The organism is Bacillus sp. Root920 (genome assembly GCF_001429445.1).
In the GTDB taxonomy this organism is placed as follows: Bacteria; Bacillota; Bacilli; order Bacillales; family Bacillaceae; genus Bacillus; species Bacillus safensis.
The window spans coordinates 300,646-317,823 of sequence record NZ_LMJV01000007.1 but is presented as its reverse complement, the minus strand read 5'-3'; the positions used below and the strand labels follow the sequence as shown (position 1 = coordinate 317,823).

The following is a 17,178-nucleotide window of genomic DNA, read 5'->3' as shown; positions in this document are numbered from 1 at the left end:
GTGGCAATTGAACAAATGAAAATGCCTCAGCTAGGTGAAAGTGTAACAGAAGGAACCATTAGCAAATGGCTCGTTTCACCTGGCGATCATGTGAATAAATACGATCCGATTGCGGAAGTCATGACAGATAAAGTGAATGCAGAAGTTCCGTCATCTTTTACAGGAACGATTACAAAGCTATCGGCTGAGGAAGGCGAAACGCTGCAAGTAGGAGAAGTGTTCTGTGAAATTGAGATAGAAGGAAGCGAGCAGCAGAGCGAGAAAGAAGAAGCAGCACCTGAGCTAAGCGAAGCGCCTGAAGCAGATCAAACAAATGAGAATCAAAGTCAAAAGAAACGTTATTCTCCAGCCGTTCTTCGTTTAGCAGATGAGCATAGCATTGATTTAGCGGCTGTTCAAGGTACAGGAGAAGGCGGCCGAATCACTAGAAAAGATTTGCTGCAGCTCATTGAAAACGGCGGCGTCAAAGAGAAGACAGCACCTGTCAATGAACGTGCTGTTCAACCGGAGCCTGCGCAGCCATCTCAAGCAAAAGCGGCACCTGCCGTCCCTTCTATGCCTGGTGATGTTGAGCTGCCAGTCACGCCGATCCGTCAGGCAATTGCAGCCAATATGCTGAGAAGCAAACATGAAATTCCGCATGCATGGACGATGATGGAAGTCGATGTGACAAATCTAGTGACAAGAAGAAATCAGCTGAAGGATCAGTTTAAAGCAAAAGAAGGCTTTAACTTGACGTTCTTTGCGTTCTTTGTTAAAGCAGTGGCTCAGGCCTTAAAGGAATTCCCTGAAATGAACAGCATGTGGGCCGGAGATAAAATTGTGCAAAAGAAAGCAATCAATGTTTCGATTGCTGTCGCTACAGATGACGCTCTTTTTGTTCCAGTCATTAAGGATGCGGATGAAAAGACCATTAAGGGCATTGCCAAAGAAATTCATGAGCTGGCGTCTAAGGTGAGACAAGGGACGCTTAAGCAAAGTGATATGGAAGGCGGTACCTTCACTGTCAACAACACGGGATCATTTGGTTCGGTACAATCAATGGGAATCATTAATTATCCGCAAGCGGCGATTTTACAAGTAGAATCGATCGTGAAGCGTCCAATGATAGTAAACGGAATGCTTGCGGCAAGAGACATGGTCAATCTTTGTCTTTCATTAGATCACAGAGTACTAGATGGGCTTGTATGCGGCAGATTCCTTCAGCGAATTAAACAAATCCTTGAAGGCATTGACGAGCAGACATCTGTTTATTAAAACAACAATTTTCCCCCTCCCGGCATGAGAGGGGGATTTCCACATCTAGGAGAAAGGAGCGATGATATGTCTGGACTAGATTTTTTTGCTTTTCTAACGATTGGTCTCATGTTTATCACAGCGATTGCATTCGCTTTTCTGCGGTATATTTCTAAATCACGCAATCATCCTGAACGATTACTGCTTATCATATCGATCGTTTCAATCATTCAAATCGTGTACTGTCTGCTGATTGTCGGCGGATTTAAAGGAGCAGCCAATAGCTTTTTAGGAATATCACTTCTCGCCGGGACGCTTCTCGGATATGCACTTGAATATTTATACAGACGATATATCAAAAAAACGCCCGAATCAAAATGATGTCGGGCATTTTTTTATTCTGCTGGAACAATAAAGGTCAAATGCTGTTTTAACACTTCTAAAGAAGAAGGGGCTGTCATATAAACTTCACCATCTGTATCAGCATCCATTTCCTCTTTTGTGTGGATTTGAATACTGGACGCTTGAATGAGAGACAGATCGCCGGTGAAATCCTCCAGCTCTTCCCGGTTCATTGAGAAGATTTCTTTTAAAGCAGAGAAACTCGTATTTCTACAAATTAAAATTTCTGCTTTTCCATCATCAATGGCTGCATGAGGCAAATCAATTCTATTTGTACCGATAAAATGTCCATTCATGACAAGAACGATGACGGCCTCCTCATCCCAGCTTTCCTCTTCTGTCTCAATACGTACGTGAAAAGGATCTGTTTGCTGCAAGGTGCGCAGCGCACTTGTGAAGTAACTGATTTTGCCGAGTACGGCTTTTTCCTTGTCGTTAATATTGTTGGACGTGTCTGCGATCAGCCCAATTCCCCAAAAGTTTAACACGTATCGATCTTCTGCTTTGATTAAGTCGACCTTTTTCTCTTTGCCGTCTACAATCATTTGAGCGGCTTTCTGCATTTGTTGAGGAATACCTAGTGTTCTAGAAAAATCATTGCATGTCCCGCCTGGTAATATCGCTACAGCGGGTCTTTTTTCTAAGCTGCCAATGCCGTTCATGCATTCATGCACGGTACCGTCTCCGCCTAATATGATGAGCAATTCCACCGTCTCATCAATTTGACGGCAGAAATCATAAGCATCATTTGGCTGCTTTGTTGGTTTCAAAATGAGTTCATCAATATGTAGAGAAAGAAGAGGCACTGTTTGACCGAGTGTTTTTTCCATGTTTTTTTGTCCGGCATTTCCATTATAAATGAGCATCGCTTTTTTAAATTGTGCCATCACGCAGTTCTCCCTTTCGTCTCTTTATCATCACTTTTCCCCAATTTGACAGCTCATAAACGATGTTCGGAAAAAGACGCGAAGGAAAAGACAACACATTTGCCCGCAGGCGTTTTCCTTGATATGATGGAGTTAAAATGGTTATGGTACGCAAAAGGAGTGGACGAACTTGAATATTGATTTTAATTTATTTATGAATGATATTGTGAAACAAGCGAGAGAAGAAATTAAGCAGGCAGGCTACACTGAGCTCACATCAGCTGAAGAAGTAGACGAAGCACTGACTAAAAAAGGAACGGCACTTGTCATGGTGAATTCAGTATGCGGCTGTGCAGGCGGTATTGCAAGACCAGCTGCCGGCTATTCTGTTCATTATGATAAGCGTCCAGATCAATTGCTGACAGTATTTGCTGGGCAGGACAAAGAGGCAACAGCAAGAGCGCGTGAATACTTTGAAGGCTTCCCGCCATCTTCACCATCTTTCGCCTTATTAAAAGATGGAAAAATCATCAAAATGGTCGAGCGTCATGAAATTGAAGGGCACGAACCAATGGAAGTCGTTTCAAAACTACAAGCCGCTTTTGATGAGCATTGCGAAGAAATCTAACATATGACGTTTGAATGAATAAATATAAAGCAGTCCGGTCTTTAGATCGGTCTGTTTTTTGTTTTATAAGACAATAGAATCAAAATAATTTTAGCAAAATACTATTGCATCTTAAAAAGAAAGTGTTTAAAATACATTATAGTGAATAAATATTCAAATCATTACATGATTTTAAATACTGGGAGGCATCATCATATGAAAAAGTGGTTATTATTACTTATGACAGCTGGTCTTGCAGCTGCACTCGCAGCATGCGGAACTTCTTCTAATAATTCAAACGCATCAGGAGATGACAAGACACTCGTTATGGCGACATCAGCAGATTATCCGCCATTTGAATCAAAAGACGGAGATAAAATTGTCGGTTTTGATGTAGATCTTGCAACAGCACTAGCGAAAAAGAACGGCTACAAGCTAGAAATTCAAGATATGGACTTTGCCAGCCTTGTATCAGCCCTTAAAACAAACAAAGCTGATATTGTCCTTGCAGGAATGACACCTACAGAAAAACGTAAAAAGCAAGTTGATTTCTCTGATGTTTATTACAATGCTAAAAACTTGGTTGTATCAAAGAAATCTAGCGGTATTAAGGCAGAGAAAGATTTAAAAGACAAAACAGTCGGCGTTCAATTAGGTTCCATTCAACAGGATGAAGCAAATGGACTGCAAAAGAAATATAACCTAACAGTTGAAGACCGTAATAAAATTTCTGATATCATTCAAGAGATTAAAGCAGGCCGTTTTGATGCAGCAATTATTGAAGATAAAGTAGCTGCTGGTTACTTGAAAAAGGAAAAAGACTTCCAAGCATTTGGATTGAACAGCTCAAACGAAGGTTCAGCCATTGCATTCAAGAAAAACAGCGACTTAACAGCGAAATTTAATAAATCATTAAAAGAAATGAAAGATAATGGCGAACTTGATAAATTAATTAAAAAATGGTTTGCTGATGAAAAGTAAGTCAGGAAAAGGATCAGCGTCATTCCAGAAAATCAAGTAGAAAAGCGCTGAAAAGTTCAACTCATGTTGAACTTTTTTCCTGTTTTGTATGAAGGCAGAAAAAAGGAGAATGTCATGTTTGATTTTAAAGATGTAATACCTCAGATGCCCTTTATTCTAGAAGGACTTAAGGTCACGCTTTCTATAGTAGTGGTATCCCTTTTACTTGGATTTATCTTAGGAATTTTATTAACGCTTTGTAAAATTAGTGTGTTTAAACCGCTCATTTGGCTTGCAGATTTTTATACGTCAATTTTCCGAGGCACACCGCTTGTGCTTCAATTGCTCATTATTTATTTTGGTCTGCCTCAGCTTCTTGGGTTTCAAATCGACCAATACTGGGCTGCTGTAGCGGCATTTTCACTCAACTCGGCGGCATACGTATCTGAAATTATTCGTGCGGGTATTAATGCCATTGATAAAGGTCAAAAAGAAGCAGCCGTTGCTTTAGGCATCCCTTATGCTAAAATGATGAAGGACTTATTGCTTCCGCAGGCGTTTAAAAATATTTCACCTGCACTTGTGAATGAGACGATTACACTGACAAAAGAATCAGCGATTGTAACAGTCATCGGACTGGGTGATGTCATGAGACGAGCCTATCAAGCAGGGGCCGTCACGTATAATTATCTTGAACCGCTTATTTTTGCGGGTCTTATCTATTATGTCATCGTGCTTGTTCTCACCTTTGTCGGCAAATCGGTGGAAAGGAAGTTAAAATCAAATGATTAAAATAGAGAAACTCACAAAATCTTTTGGTAAAAACGAAGTTTTAAAGGGGATTGACACCACCATTAAAGAAGGGGAAGTTGTTGCAGTTATTGGACCATCTGGTTCAGGAAAATCGACGTTCCTCCGCTGCATGAATTTACTTGAAAAGCCGACTTCTGGTGTCATTACGATTAAGGACACCGAAATCACCAATCCAAAAACGAATGCACTAAAAGTGCGTGAGAACATCGGAATGGTGTTTCAGCATTTCCATCTCTTCCCGCATAAAACGGTGCTGGAAAATATCACGTATGCGCCAATGAATGTGAAGAATCAATCGAAGGAAGACAGCATCAAACAAGCTGAAGACCTGCTCAAAAAGGTAGGGCTTTTAGAGAAAAAAGATGATTTCCCGAACCGTCTGTCAGGCGGTCAAAAGCAGCGTGTAGCGATTGCGCGTGCGCTTGCGATGACACCAGACATTATGCTGTTTGACGAACCAACGTCTGCTCTAGATCCAGAAATGGTCAAAGAAGTATTAGAAGTCATGAAAGAGCTGGCTCAATCTGGAATGACACTCGTCATCGTCACACATGAAATGGGCTTTGCAAAAGAAGTGGCTGACCGCGTGATCTTTATGGATGATGGGAAAATTGTAGAGGATGCAAACCCTGTACAATTTTTTGAATCACCGTCTTCACAGCGCGCAAAAGACTTTTTACAAAAAATATTATAAAGAAATAAGAGAAGGAGACTTAACATCTCCTTCTTTTTTTGATTATAATGGGGAAAGTAAAAAAAGTTCATCATTTCACAAAAGTGAATGGAAACAAGACAGAAAAGAGTGAATCACATCATGTTTAAAATCGGCTACCGAACGCTGAAAACAGCATTAGGAACAGCGATCGCTATTTATATTGCACAATTGCTTGGCTTGCAAAATTATTCAGCTGCCGGGATTATTACGATCCTGTGTATTCAGGTGACAAAGAAAAGATCCCTCTTAGCATCGGGAGCCCGCTTTGCAGCATGCAGTCTTGCTATTTTATTTTCTTATTTATTTTTCGATCTGATTGGGTATCATCCTTTTGTGATCGGTTTGATGCTGCTTGTCTTTATTCCGACAACGGTTTTCCTTCGAATTAAAGAAGGGATTGTCACAAGTTCAGTCATCATTCTCCATTTATACATGTCTGGCGGGATTACCCTGCACCTCATCTGGAACGAGCTGCTGCTGATTACCATTGGTGTTGGGGTAGCGCTGATTATGAACCTCTATATGCCAAGTGTTGATAAAAAACTTAAACGCTACAGCGAACAGATTGAAGCCAACTTTGCTAAAATCTTTGAGGAAATCGAGCAATACTTAATGACAGGGAAACAAGACTGGACAGGAAAAGAAATACCAGAGACACATCAATTGATCAAAGAAGCGAAAGCTCTTGCATATCGTGATGTTGAAAACCATGTATTAAGACATGAAAACCTGTATTACCATTATTTCAACATGAGACAAAAGCAATTTGAAATCATTGAGCGTGTGCTGCCCAAAATTACGTCGATTTCCGTCACAACGGAGCATGGACAAATCATTGCAGAATACATTAGAGACTTACGCGAACATATTCACCCAGGGAACACAGCGCATAAGTTTTTAAGACGTCTCATTGATATGAAAGAAGAGTTCGATGCACTTCCGCTCCCGCAAACAAGAGAAGAATTTGAGGCAAGAGCGGCACTTTTTCATTTCCTCGGTGAAATGGAACAATATTTAGTACTGAAAAGCTATTTTAAAGGGATGAAAGAATAGAGACGCATGAGTTCCTCCTTCATTGGTCAATCTAATGAAAAAGGAGGAGCCTATGCGTCTTTTATTTTATACCGTACTGACCATGTCCCTTTCACCTATCTGGCCGCTTGGACAAAACCCGCTTCCAGGTGACCCGTTTGTCATTATTAATAAACAAACGAATGAACTTGCCTTTATTGATCAAGGGAAAATTCAAAAAGTATATCCTGCTTCAACAGGAAAAACAACCGATTTAACGCCAGAAGGTGAATTTACGATTATGATCAAAGCGAAAGATCCCTATTATAGAAGAAAGAATATTGAAGGGGGTGCAAAGAATAACCCTCTTGGGCGAAGATGGATTGGATTTGATGCACGAGGAACAGATGGCAGAACCTACGGAATTCACGGAACGAGTGACGAAACATCGATTGGGAAATTTATCACAGCAGGCTGTGTAAGGCTTCATAATCATGATGTAGAGCTTTTGTTTGATCAGCTTCCAATTGGCACCAAGGTATGGATTACAACATCAAGCGATTCCTTTGAAAAGCTTGCCAAAGACAAACAGGCCATTCGTTGATATCGCGAATCACCTGCTTGTCTGCTTTTATTCAAACCTTATAAAAAGGCTGCTGCTCCTGCTAAAAGTGAAGAAACTAACAGCAGGCTAATCATAAGCAATACCATAAATTTCATGAATTTTTGAGACATATCGCACCCCTATAACCGAAGATTTTTGCGACAAGCGCACTTGTCTTTATTTTATCTGGTTTTTTCATATGCGACAAGTGATCAGCAAAGGAAGTGAACGGATGAACCAAATCGATCATATTGCCATTGCCGTCTTTTCTATTAAAGAAACATCTCAAACGCTTCATCAGCTATTTAACTGGCATTTTTCAGACATACAAGAGATTCCTGAGCAGGAGATTAAAGCGTCCTTCGCTTCACTTGATGATCTGCACATTGAATTAATTGAGCCCATCTCAGCCGGCAGTAAACTACATACCTTTTTAACAAAAAGAGGAGAGGGCCTTCATCATATAGCGTTAAAGTCAGATGACATTCAGGCTGATCTTAGCCGTCTCGATCACCTTGGCGTGCAGCTTCTCCAAAAAAAAGCACAGATGGGCGCCAGCGGAAAGCAGATTGCCTTTATTTCACCTAAAGAAACGTCAGGTGTGTTATTTGAATTGTGCGGGTCCTTGAAAGGAGAGAAATATTGCGATGAATGAATCGTTCAATGACTTGTCTGAATGGCGGAATAAAGCGTTAATGGGCGGCGGCGAAAAACGAGCAGCGGCTCACAGAAGCAAAGGAAAGCTGACGGTTCGAGAGCGGCTGCATGAACTTCTTGACGAGGGCAGCTTGATGGAAATTCAGTCATTTGCAACAGGCGGTCTGTCAGAGCATGTTGGTGACGGCGTCGTCATTGGAACGGGACTCATTCACGGTAAGCCTGTCTGTGTTTATGCACAAGATGCAACCGTATATGGGGGCTCATTAGGCGAAATGCATGCGAAAAAAATTGCCTCTTTAATGGATCTGGCAGCTAAAAATCAGATGCCGGTCATCGGTCTAAAAGACTCAGGTGGTGCGAGAATTCAAGAGGGTGTGGTATCATTAGAAGGATACGGACAGATTTTTAAACGGAATGTGCTGTACTCTGGTCGAATCCCGCAAATATCTGTTATTTTAGGTTCATGTGCTGGAGGTGCAGTTTATTCTCCTGCATTGACTGATTTTGTCTTCATGACAGAGCAAACAGCTCATATGTTTTTAACTGGTCCGAAAGTAATAGAAAAGGCAACAGGAGAAACGGTCTGTCCTGACCGTCTTGGCGGTGCAAGTGTTCAGCATCAGACGAGCGGGAATGTGCACTATACTGGGAAAGATGAGAAGGACGTGTTAGAAGCGGTTCGAACTCTTTTAACGTACATACAAACGAAACAGCAGGCTGTCACACGCGCTGGGACGCGAAAGCATGATACCGCCGATCCAGGCAGCATCTTGCCAAAGGATCCATCACGAACTTATGATGTCAAACAAGTGGTGACAGCGATAACCGATCCAGACTCATTCTTTGAAACGCAGCCTTGTTTCTCAAAAAATATTGTCACAGGTTTTGCCAGATTACAAGGAGCCTCCATTGGTGTTGTTGCCAATCAGCCAAAGGTGCTGGCAGGCAGCCTTGATCTTGACGCTGCCGATAAAGCGGCCAGGTTTATTCGATTTTGTGATGCGTTTCATATTCCAATCTTAACCCTTGTGGACGTCCCTGGTTTTTTACCAGGAGAAAAAGCCGAGCATGCGGGAATTATCCGCCATGGGGCAAAGCTTTTATATGCGTACGCTGAAGCAACCGTTCCAAAAATCACTGTGATTTTAAGAAAGGCGTTTGGCGGTGCATATGTCGCGATGAATAGCAAGGGCTTAGGCGCTGACTTTGTTTATGCATGGCCAGAAGCCGAAATTGATGTCATGGGGAAAACGTTCGCAGACGAAATCGTTCATCCTGCTTCGCGCAAGTCTGAAAACAAACCAAGTGTATGGAAAGCGGCTCAGGCAGGTCTGATAGACGATATTTTTATGCCAGCTGAAACGAGAGAGCGATTGATCCGCTCATTTGATGTGCTTCGCAGTAAGGAAGAAGATAGACCGTTAAAAAAGCATGGCAACATGCCGCTATAAGAGGAGGAGCATCATCATGATCAATGAAAAACGCCTACTAGACGAATTTTTAGAATTAGTTCAGATTGATTCAGAAACAAAACACGAAGAGAAAATTGTTGAAGTATTAAAAGAAAAATTCTCGCAGCTTGGTCTAAAAGTGATTGAAGACGATTCAAAAGCGGCAACAGGCCACGGTGCAGGCAATCTTGTCTGTACTTTAGAAGGGAATCAAGAGGCAGATACAATTTATTTCACTTCTCATATGGATACAGTTGTACCAGGGAATGGCGTAAAACCAGTCATTGAGGACGGCTATGTGAAAACAGATGGAACAACGATTCTTGGTGCTGACGATAAAACAGGACTTGCTGCTATGTTTGAGGCGATCCGCGTGCTGAAAGAGAAAAGTTTACCGCATGGAACAATTGAATTTGTGATCACAGCAGGCGAGGAATCAGGACTTGTTGGAGCAAAAGCGTTAGATCCGAATTTGATGACAGCGAAATACGGCTATGCCCTTGATTCAGATGGCAAGGTTGGTACGATTATTGTAGCTGCACCAACACAGGCAAAAGTACGCGCAACGATTTACGGAAAAACCGCTCACGCAGGCGTCGCGCCAGAAAAAGGCGTGTCTGCGATTACCATTGCATCAAAAGCAATTGCCAGCATGCCGCTTGGCCGGATTGATGAAGAAACAACGGCGAATATCGGCCGTTTTGAAGGCGGAACACAAACGAATATTGTGTGCGATCAAGTCGATATTTTGGCGGAAGCACGCTCTTTAGAACCAGCAAAAATGGAAGCTCAAGTAGCGAAGATGAAAGAAGCCTTTGAAAAAACAGCTAAAGAAATGGGCGGAAGTGCCGATGTACAAATTGACATCATGTATCCAGGCTTCAAATTCTCACACGGCGATCAAGTCGTAGAAGTGGCGAAAAAAGCGGCAGCAAAAATTGGCCGTCCTTCAGAACTGCAGACGAGCGGCGGAGGTAGTGATGCAAACGTCATTGCAGGCAACGGCGTCCCAACTGTCAACCTAGCTGTTGGATATGAAGATATTCATACGAAAAATGAGAAAATGCCGATTGAAGAATTAGTCAAAACAGCTGAAATGGTTCTCGCCATTATCGAAGAAACGACAAATCCATCGTAAAGGCAGGAGACTCTGTGAGCACGCAAAAGATTATTATTTTTCAGGTGGGGCAAGAGGAGTTTGGCATCAGTGTAGAGCATATTCGTTCGATTGAAAAGGTCCCTTACTTACAAGAAGTATCGAACCTTCCAAAAGAAATTAAAGGACTGATGTCATTAAGAGGAGAGGTCATTCCTGTCAGTGACACAGGCGTGATGCTTCACGGAAAGCCTCTTGATGTGAACGAGCAGTCCAAGGTGCTGCTATTTGAAGTAAACGATCAAATGATTGGCTGTCTTGTCTCAGATGCAAAAGATATTATCGATATCGAGCAAAGCGAGATCAAGCCATTTCATATGAACACGAAGGCATCTGAATATTTCTTCGGCGTTGTGGAGAGAGAAAACAAAATGATTTTACAAGTGGACCCAAATAAGTTCCTTGGGAAAATTGAGGACCTCGATCAATTGCCAGACCGGTTGAAAGAAGAATTGGCATAATGAAAAACCCCTTATCTAAAGATAAGGGGTTTATTTTTATTCAGCAGCTGGTTTGGCTTGTTCGTTAGCCGCAGCTTTCGTTTTTGATTTTTGGTACATGACATTTAAAATAATCGTTTGAATCGTGAGTAATAGTCCGCTTGTCATCCAGTATAAAGGAAGAGCAGCGGGTGCATTGATTGAAAGAAACAGCATCATGATTGGGAAAATCATGCCCATTACTTTCGCTTGCTTCAGCGCAGCCTCTGTCTGGGTGCCTGATTGCTTCGCATATTTTTGAGTGACATAAAATTGCAAGAAATACATAGCCCCTGCAAAGACTGCCACCAATAAATCGGTTTGTCCCAAGTTAAACCATAAGAACGTATGAGTTGCGATCTCAGGTGTTGAGCGAATCGCTGAGTAAAAGCCAAAAACAATTGGAATTTGAATCAGCATCGGCAGACAGCCCATTGCCAGCGGGTTCACATTGTTCTCTTTATATACTTTCATCATTTCCATTTGCAGTTCTTTTTGTTTTTCAGGATCTTTTGTTTTCTTCAGTTTGCTTTGTATTTGGTCAATCTGAGGTTTCACCAGTGCCATTTTTTCCTGCATGACTCGTTGCTTCTTAAATTGGTTCGCAAAAAGCGGGAAAATCAGCAGGCGGACAATCAAGGTGACAAACATAATGGATAAACCATAATCATCATGGAAAAAGTTCGCAAGCCAAATGATCAGCTCAGAAAAAGGCTGAACAAAATAATGATGGAAAAACCCATCAGAGCTCGTATTCGTTTGCGCACTCGCTGCAAATGCAGGTGACGCAATCATCATCAAACAAAAAGTCGTAAAAACAGTCAATAAACGTTTCAATTCGTTTCCTCCTCATGATTAAAAAAATTTAATTAGTGAGAGGAAGCGAATGGTCTTCATCATCATTAGATGATCGTTTCATTCGAATGACTTTACTAATCCAAGTTGTAATGCGATCATATATGATAAACAGAAAGTCTGTTCGATTCAAGCAAGATGCGTCCAACTCTTCCAAACGATGTCCACCAAGATGTTCGTTCATACGGCAGTCTTTTAGCAAAAACGCAATGCCGATGGCCGTCAGCGCTGGAAGAATAATCGTAAAGAATTCAACAAGGAAAAAGACTTCATTGAATGTATCAATAATCATGATTATCACATCCATTTCATTACTCACAGTGTACTATACACATGGTTAAATGTCTAACAGAACCGTGTGTATTCTCCATTAAATAAAATTCCTTATTTTGTATAAAATAGTAATTGTCATCCAAACTTCATATTTCCTATCCTATAATGAGGGGGATGAAAAGAAATGGAGGTTTTGAATATGACAAGTATTTATCCAAAGTTTCGAGCAGCTGCCGTACAAGCAGCACCTGTCTACTTAAATTTGGAAGCAACCGTTGAGAAATCATGTGAACTGATCGACGAGGCAGCTTCAAATGGTGCAAAGCTTGTGGCATTCCCAGAAGCATTTTTACCTGGTTATCCTTGGTTTGCTTTTATTGGTCATCCAGAATATACGAGAAAGTTCTATCATGAATTATATAAAAATGCAGTTGAAATCCCTAGCTTAGCCATTCAAAAAATCAGTGAGGCTGCAAAAAGAAATGAAACGTACGTTTGTATATCATGCAGTGAAAAAGATGGCGGCTCTCTCTATTTAGCTCAGCTTTGGTTTAATCCAAATGGGGATTTAATAGGAAAACACCGGAAAATGAGAGCTTCTGTAGCAGAAAGACTCATTTGGGGGGATGGAAATGGAAGTATGATGCCGGTCTTTCAAACTGACATTGGAAACCTTGGCGGATTGATGTGCTGGGAGCATCAAGTCCCGCTTGATCTTATGGCGATGAATGCTCAAAATGAGCAAGTACATGTAGCCTCTTGGCCAGGTTATTTTGACGATGAAATTTCAAGCAGATATTATGCCATCGCGACACAGACATTTGTGCTGATGACATCATCTATATATACGGAAGAAATGAAAGAGATGATTTGTTTAACGCAGGAGCAAAGAGATTACTTTGAAACATTTAAGAGCGGGCATACGTGCATTTACGGGCCGGACGGAGAACCGATCAGTGATATGGTTCCTGCTGAAACGGAAGGAATTGCTTACGCTGAAATTGATGTAGAAAGAGTCATTGATTACAAGTATTATATTGATCCGGCTGGACACTACTCCAATCAAAGTTTGAGTATGAATTTTCATCAGCAGCCCAATCCGGTGGTAAAACATTTACATCATCAAAAAAATGAAGTATTCACATATGAGGACATTTTTTGATCACGCTGAAAAGAAGACAAAGGGCTAAAATCAAGATCATTTTAGCCCTTTGTTAACAGTCTGGCCTTCTCTTTTTTAGAGAAGGTTTTTTTAAGGAAAGATGAAATAAATCAATGTATAATTGAACATAAGAGAGCAATCATGTTTGATTTATTAGGAATCAGCTGATCAAAATACAGGTAGACAAGAAAATGGGGTTATGCCAATGTCAAATATTATTTTTCATATAGACATGAATGCTTTTTATGCCAATGTAGAAATGGCGTATGATCCTTCTTTGCGAGGGAAACCATTAGCCATCAGCGGAAATGCAAAAGAGCGTAAAGGGATTGTTGTGACGTGCAGCTACGAGGCAAGAGCACTAGGTGTGAAGCCCCCGATGCCCTTGTGGGAGGCGAAGCGGTTATGTCCGGGACTCATTGTCCGCACACCGAACTTTGACCGGTACCGCAGCTCCTCACAAGAGATGTTTACAATACTAAGAGAATACAGTGATTTAGTCGAACCTGTATCGATTGATGAGGGCTATATTGATTTAACACATACGCCATATGCCGAGCATGCGGTAAAAACGGCTCATGATATTCAAACAAGGCTTGTAGAGGAGCTGATGCTTCCTTCAAGTATCGGCATTGCACCGAATAAATTTTTAGCGAAAATGGCGTCAAATTGGAAAAAGCCAATGGGCATCACCATATTGCGTAAACGAGATGTTCCGAACATGCTCTGGCCGCTCCCTGCTGGTGATATGCACGGGGTTGGACAAAAAACGGCAGAGAAATTAAAAAAAATCGGAATTCATACCATTGAAGATTTAGCGAAAGCGAATGAGTATACGCTAAAAGAATTGCTTGGCATTAATGGACCGAGATTAAAGCAAAAGGCGAATGGTGAACATGACGGCATCGTAGACCCAGAAAGAATATACGAATTTAAATCCGTCGGCAATTCATCTACTCTTCCTCATGATTCGGATGATTCAGATGAACTTGTCACGTTAATTGATAAGCTGTCACAATCTGTGAGTGCAAGGTTAAGGAGAAAAGAAGTGATGGCGAACCGGCTGCTCATCATGATTCGGTATGCAAGCTGGAAAAATATCACGCGAAGTGTCATGCTCACAAATCCAACGGATCGAAAGGAAGACATATTTGAAGCGGCAAAGCAGTTATTCCTTAAACATTGGAATGATCAGCCAGTGAGGCTCTTAGGTGTGACGGGGACAGACCTTGTCGAACGAAAAGCAGCTGTTAAACAGCTTGATTTATTTTCATATACAGAAGATGCAAAAGAAGAGCCTCTCCAAACCATTTTAGATGGACTGAAAGAAAAATATGGAAAGTCATTGGTGCAAAGAGGGATCACCATTAAGGAAAAAGAGAGCAAAACAAGCGGGACAAGTTTTAATAAAGATTTTTTTCAGGACGAAAGAGGAAATGACTAGCCTGAAAACTTGATAAAAGAGGTGATGTTGTGGTAATTTCAAAGGGTACATCATTTCAGCAGTAATCAATATAGTGTGTTAGAAGGGACGTCAGAATTATGTCAAAACAACAAATCGGTGTGGTTGGACTAGCCGTTATGGGGAAAAACCTTGCCCTCAATATTGAAAGCCGCGGTTTCTCCGTATCCGTTTATAACAGATCTAGCAGCAAAACAGAAGAGTTTCTTCAAGAAGCAGAAGGAAAAAACGTTGTTGGCACATACAGCATCGAAGAATTTGTTCAGTCGCTTGAAACACCGCGTAAAATTCTTTTAATGGTAAAAGCTGGTGCAGCAACAGATGCAACCATTCAATCATTACTTCCTCACCTAGAGAAAGGTGACATTTTAATTGATGGTGGAAATACATATTACAAGGATACACAAAGACGTAACCAAGAGCTTGCAGAAAGTGGTATTCACTTCATTGGTACAGGTGTTTCCGGCGGTGAAGAAGGCGCGCTAAAAGGTCCTTCCATTATGCCAGGCGGTCAAAAAGAAGCGCATGAGCTAGTAAAACCAATTTTAGAAGCGATCTCTGCGAAAGTAGATGGCGAGCCTTGTACAACGTATATCGGCCCAGATGGAGCAGGACATTATGTCAAAATGGTTCATAACGGTATCGAGTACGGAGATATGCAATTGATCTCTGAATCATACTTTATCTTGAAGCATGTTGCTGGATTGTCAGCAGGGGAGCTTCATGAAGTATTCTCAGAGTGGAATAAAGGCGAGCTTGACAGCTATTTAATCGAAATTACAGCTGACATTTTCACAAAAGTGGATGAGGAAACAAACCAGCCGCTTGTGGATGTGATCTTAGATAAAGCTGGTCAAAAAGGAACTGGAAAATGGACAAGCAAAAGCTCACTTGATCTAGGTGTCCCGCTTCCAATCATTACTGAGTCTGTTTTTGCGCGCTACATTTCAGCAATGAAAGATGAACGTGTGGAAGCAAGTCAATTGATCGAAGGTCCAGAGCCGGCGCAATCAGCTGAGAATAAACAAGAGCTGATCGAAGCAGTTAGAAAAGCCCTATTCATGAGTAAAATCTGCTCTTACGCACAAGGCTTTGCTCAAATGAAAGCAGCGTCTGATGAATATAACTGGGATTTAAAATACGGTGAAATTGCGATGATCTTCCGCGGCGGATGTATCATTCGTGCAGCCTTCTTACAACAAATTAAAGAAGCATATGACCGTAATCCTGAACTGAAAAACCTATTGCTTGATCCATACTTTAAGGATATTGCTCAAAACTATCAATCATCACTTCGTAAAGTCATTTCACTTGCAGTGGAACAAGGAGTTCCTGTTCCTTCATTCTCAAGTGCACTTGCTTACTTTGATAGCTATCGCACAGCTGTCCTTCCAGCGAATTTAATTCAAGCACAGCGTGACTATTTCGGTGCACATACGTATGAGCGTACAGATAAAGAAGGCGTATTCCATACTGAATGGATGAAATAAACAGAGAACGACTGAAAAACCTTACCTTTGGTAAGGTTTTTTTGTTTGCATCTTTTCGGCTAAAAATGTGAAAAAGAGGGATGCTATGTAAAAAAGACAAGAAAGTAGGGATAGAAGTGGGCATCTTATATGCACTTCTCCCAGCGATATTTTGGGGAAGTATTGTTCTCATCAGTGTCAAACTAGGCGGGAATGCGTATCAGCAAACCCTTGGCATTACGCTCGGCGCGTTTTTATTTTCGATTGCTGCCTTTTTCATCAAAATGCCAGAGCTGACACCGCTTATTTTTGCGGTTTCCGTCATTTCAGGCATCTTCTGGAGTATTGGACAAATGAATCAGCTTTCAAGTGTTGCTTTTCTCGGTGTGTCTAAAGCGGTTCCTTTATCAACGGGCATGCAGCTTGTGAGCACAACGCTATTTGGCGTCATGGTCTTCAAAGAATGGCAGACGATGACGGTCATACTCATTGGTTCTTGCGCCATTTTACTGATCATTGCAGGGGTTGTCATGACATCGCTCGGTCAAAAAAAGAATGGCGGCGGGAATGGCAGAGGCAATTTTAAAAAAGGGATCATTATTCTGCTCATCTCAACCGTTGGCTACGTCGGATATGTCGTCATTTTAAGATGGTTTGATATTGATGGCTGGTCTGCACTTGTCCCGCAATCCGTCGGCATGCTGCTTTCATCCTTAGCGATTAGTTTAAAGCAGGACCCATTTAGTAAATATACGTTTAGAAATATCATTGCCGGTCTTGTTTGGTCAACAGGAAATCTTGGTCTGCTTTTGGCCATTCCATTAATCGGCGTAGCCGTCAGCTTTTCGATGTCACAAACAGGGATTGTCATCTCAACACTAGGCGGCATTTACTTATTAAAAGAGAAAGCATCTAGAAAAAGCTTTGTCATTGCAGGCTGCTTGATGATTATTGCAGGCGGTGTGCTGCTAGGCTTTACAAAATAGGAGGTTACACG

Annotated in this window: 20 protein-coding genes; 16 read left to right on the top strand and 4 right to left on the bottom strand. The window is 41.5% G+C overall.

The window, feature by feature from the left end; genetic code table 11:
* Together ASE42_RS12920 and ASE42_RS12915 are read left to right on the top strand one after the other, a co-directional pair.
* Entirely contained in the window at positions 1 to 1,257 is a 1,257-nt protein-coding gene (locus tag ASE42_RS12920) for a dihydrolipoamide acetyltransferase family protein (RefSeq protein ID WP_056767285.1), read from the top strand.
* Positions 1,258 to 1,323: 66 nt separating this feature from the next.
* A complete protein-coding gene (locus tag ASE42_RS12915; protein ID WP_024428019.1) occupies positions 1,324 to 1,617 on the top strand; it encodes a YesK family protein in 294 nt (97 codons plus the stop codon).
* Positions 1,618 to 1,631: 14 nt separating this feature from the next.
* On the opposite strand, the gene ASE42_RS12910 is transcribed toward ASE42_RS12915, so the two are convergent.
* Positions 1,632 to 2,525, bottom strand: coding sequence for a YegS/Rv2252/BmrU family lipid kinase (locus ASE42_RS12910; protein ID WP_056767281.1), 894 nt, complete (start codon positions 2,523 to 2,525; stop codon positions 1,632 to 1,634).
* A gap of 169 nt (positions 2,526 to 2,694) precedes the next feature.
* On the opposite strand from ASE42_RS12910, the gene ASE42_RS12905 reads away from it, so the two are divergent.
* The 6 genes from ASE42_RS12905 to ASE42_RS12880 all read left to right on the top strand — a co-directional run bounded on the left by ASE42_RS12905 (position 2,695) and on the right by ASE42_RS12880 (position 7,214).
* Entirely contained in the window at positions 2,695 to 3,132 is a 438-nt protein-coding gene (locus ASE42_RS12905; RefSeq protein WP_024428021.1) for a BrxA/BrxB family bacilliredoxin, read from the top strand.
* Between the two features lie 195 nt (positions 3,133 to 3,327).
* Positions 3,328 to 4,092: a transporter substrate-binding domain-containing protein gene (locus tag ASE42_RS12900; protein WP_024422920.1), complete on the top strand. Its 765-nt coding sequence runs from the start codon at positions 3,328 to 3,330 to the stop codon at positions 4,090 to 4,092.
* Between the two features lie 114 nt (positions 4,093 to 4,206).
* Positions 4,207 to 4,863, top strand: coding sequence for an amino acid ABC transporter permease (locus ASE42_RS12895; protein ID WP_024422919.1), 657 nt, complete (start codon positions 4,207 to 4,209; stop codon positions 4,861 to 4,863).
* The gene (locus tag ASE42_RS12890) at positions 4,856 to 5,578 is read left to right on the top strand and encodes an amino acid ABC transporter ATP-binding protein (protein ID WP_024422918.1); all 723 of its coding nucleotides are present in this window, start codon (positions 4,856 to 4,858) and stop codon (positions 5,576 to 5,578) included. The genes ASE42_RS12895 and ASE42_RS12890 overlap by 8 nt, the downstream gene beginning before the upstream one ends.
* A 120-nt stretch (positions 5,579 to 5,698) precedes the next feature.
* Positions 5,699 to 6,652: an aromatic acid exporter family protein gene (locus tag ASE42_RS12885; RefSeq protein ID WP_025093001.1), complete on the top strand. Its 954-nt coding sequence runs from the start codon at positions 5,699 to 5,701 to the stop codon at positions 6,650 to 6,652.
* 52 nt (positions 6,653 to 6,704) lie between these two features.
* The gene (locus tag ASE42_RS12880) at positions 6,705 to 7,214 is read left to right on the top strand and encodes a L,D-transpeptidase (RefSeq protein WP_025093002.1); all 510 of its coding nucleotides are present in this window, start codon (positions 6,705 to 6,707) and stop codon (positions 7,212 to 7,214) included.
* A gap of 38 nt (positions 7,215 to 7,252) precedes the next feature.
* Here ASE42_RS12880 and prli42 read toward each other — a convergent pair whose 3' ends face one another.
* Positions 7,253 to 7,345, bottom strand: a complete 93-nt coding sequence (gene prli42 / locus ASE42_RS19375; RefSeq protein ID WP_149126490.1) for a stressosome-associated protein Prli42 — start codon at positions 7,343 to 7,345, stop codon at positions 7,253 to 7,255.
* Between the two features lie 101 nt (positions 7,346 to 7,446).
* On the opposite strand from prli42, the gene mce reads away from it, so the two are divergent.
* The 4 genes from mce to ASE42_RS12860 are packed head-to-tail and all read left to right on the top strand — an operon-like array spanning position 7,447 to position 10,942.
* A complete protein-coding gene (mce, locus tag ASE42_RS12875; RefSeq protein WP_056767278.1) occupies positions 7,447 to 7,869 on the top strand; it encodes a methylmalonyl-CoA epimerase in 423 nt (140 codons plus the stop codon).
* A complete protein-coding gene (locus ASE42_RS12870) occupies positions 7,862 to 9,325 on the top strand; it encodes an acyl-CoA carboxylase subunit beta (protein WP_080652973.1) in 1,464 nt (487 codons plus the stop codon). Before mce ends, ASE42_RS12870 begins: the two co-directional genes overlap by 8 nt.
* A 16-nt stretch (positions 9,326 to 9,341) precedes the next feature.
* Positions 9,342 to 10,463 carry a M20/M25/M40 family metallo-hydrolase gene (locus ASE42_RS12865; RefSeq protein ID WP_056767275.1) on the top strand — a complete coding sequence of 374 codons (1,122 nt, stop codon included), beginning with the start codon at positions 9,342 to 9,344 and terminating at the stop codon, positions 10,461 to 10,463.
* 14 nt (positions 10,464 to 10,477) lie between these two features.
* Entirely contained in the window at positions 10,478 to 10,942 is a 465-nt protein-coding gene (locus ASE42_RS12860; RefSeq protein ID WP_024422912.1) for a chemotaxis protein CheW, read from the top strand.
* A 36-nt stretch (positions 10,943 to 10,978) separates the two neighbouring features.
* On the opposite strand, the gene ASE42_RS12855 is transcribed toward ASE42_RS12860, so the two are convergent.
* Together ASE42_RS12855 and ASE42_RS12850 are read right to left on the bottom strand one after the other, a co-directional pair.
* On the bottom strand, positions 10,979 to 11,797 hold the full coding sequence (locus ASE42_RS12855; RefSeq protein WP_056767272.1) for a membrane protein insertase YidC: 819 nt from the start codon (positions 11,795 to 11,797) through the stop codon (positions 10,979 to 10,981).
* Between the two features lie 28 nt (positions 11,798 to 11,825).
* On the bottom strand, positions 11,826 to 12,107 hold the full coding sequence (locus ASE42_RS12850; RefSeq protein WP_024422910.1) for a hypothetical protein: 282 nt from the start codon (positions 12,105 to 12,107) through the stop codon (positions 11,826 to 11,828).
* Positions 12,108 to 12,272: 165 nt separating this feature from the next.
* Between ASE42_RS12850 and ASE42_RS12845 the strand changes: the two genes are divergently transcribed.
* From ASE42_RS12845 to ASE42_RS12830, 4 genes are all read left to right on the top strand, one after another.
* Positions 12,273 to 13,250 (top strand): carbon-nitrogen hydrolase family protein, encoded by a 978-nt coding sequence (locus ASE42_RS12845; RefSeq protein ID WP_200956595.1) that lies wholly within the window; start codon positions 12,273 to 12,275, stop codon positions 13,248 to 13,250.
* 199 nt (positions 13,251 to 13,449) lie between these two features.
* On the top strand, positions 13,450 to 14,694 hold the full coding sequence (locus tag ASE42_RS12840; protein ID WP_024422908.1) for a DNA polymerase IV: 1,245 nt from the start codon (positions 13,450 to 13,452) through the stop codon (positions 14,692 to 14,694).
* A gap of 98 nt (positions 14,695 to 14,792) precedes the next feature.
* Complete coding sequence (gene gndA / locus ASE42_RS12835) at positions 14,793 to 16,202, top strand: NADP-dependent phosphogluconate dehydrogenase (RefSeq protein ID WP_024428028.1); 1,410 nt, start codon at positions 14,793 to 14,795, stop codon at positions 16,200 to 16,202.
* A gap of 116 nt (positions 16,203 to 16,318) precedes the next feature.
* On the top strand, positions 16,319 to 17,167 hold the full coding sequence (locus tag ASE42_RS12830) for a GRP family sugar transporter (protein ID WP_024428029.1): 849 nt from the start codon (positions 16,319 to 16,321) through the stop codon (positions 17,165 to 17,167).
* The last annotated feature ends 11 nt before the right edge of the window (positions 17,168 to 17,178 follow it).

Coding starts and splice junctions, on each gene's coding strand:
- ASE42_RS12915 (WP_024428019.1), top strand. CDS start 1,324: ATGTCTGGACTAGATTTTTTTGCTTTTCTAACGATTGGTCTCATGTTT.
- ASE42_RS12910 (WP_056767281.1), bottom strand. CDS start 2,525: ATGGCACAATTTAAAAAAGCGATGCTCATTTATAATGGAAATGCCGGA.
- ASE42_RS12900 (WP_024422920.1), top strand. CDS start 3,328: ATGAAAAAGTGGTTATTATTACTTATGACAGCTGGTCTTGCAGCTGCA.
- ASE42_RS12895 (WP_024422919.1), top strand. CDS start 4,207: ATGTTTGATTTTAAAGATGTAATACCTCAGATGCCCTTTATTCTAGAA.
- ASE42_RS12890 (WP_024422918.1), top strand. CDS start 4,856: ATGATTAAAATAGAGAAACTCACAAAATCTTTTGGTAAAAACGAAGTT.
- ASE42_RS12885 (WP_025093001.1), top strand. CDS start 5,699: ATGTTTAAAATCGGCTACCGAACGCTGAAAACAGCATTAGGAACAGCG.
- ASE42_RS12880 (WP_025093002.1), top strand. CDS start 6,705: ATGCGTCTTTTATTTTATACCGTACTGACCATGTCCCTTTCACCTATC.
- prli42 (WP_149126490.1), bottom strand. CDS start 7,345: ATGTCTCAAAAATTCATGAAATTTATGGTATTGCTTATGATTAGCCTG.
- mce (WP_056767278.1), top strand. CDS start 7,447: ATGAACCAAATCGATCATATTGCCATTGCCGTCTTTTCTATTAAAGAA.
- ASE42_RS12870 (WP_080652973.1), top strand. CDS start 7,862: ATGAATGAATCGTTCAATGACTTGTCTGAATGGCGGAATAAAGCGTTA.
- ASE42_RS12865 (WP_056767275.1), top strand. CDS start 9,342: ATGATCAATGAAAAACGCCTACTAGACGAATTTTTAGAATTAGTTCAG.
- ASE42_RS12850 (WP_024422910.1), bottom strand. CDS start 12,107: ATGATTATTGATACATTCAATGAAGTCTTTTTCCTTGTTGAATTCTTT.
- ASE42_RS12845 (WP_200956595.1), top strand. CDS start 12,273: ATGGAGGTTTTGAATATGACAAGTATTTATCCAAAGTTTCGAGCAGCT.
- ASE42_RS12840 (WP_024422908.1), top strand. CDS start 13,450: ATGCCAATGTCAAATATTATTTTTCATATAGACATGAATGCTTTTTAT.
- gndA (WP_024428028.1), top strand. CDS start 14,793: ATGTCAAAACAACAAATCGGTGTGGTTGGACTAGCCGTTATGGGGAAA.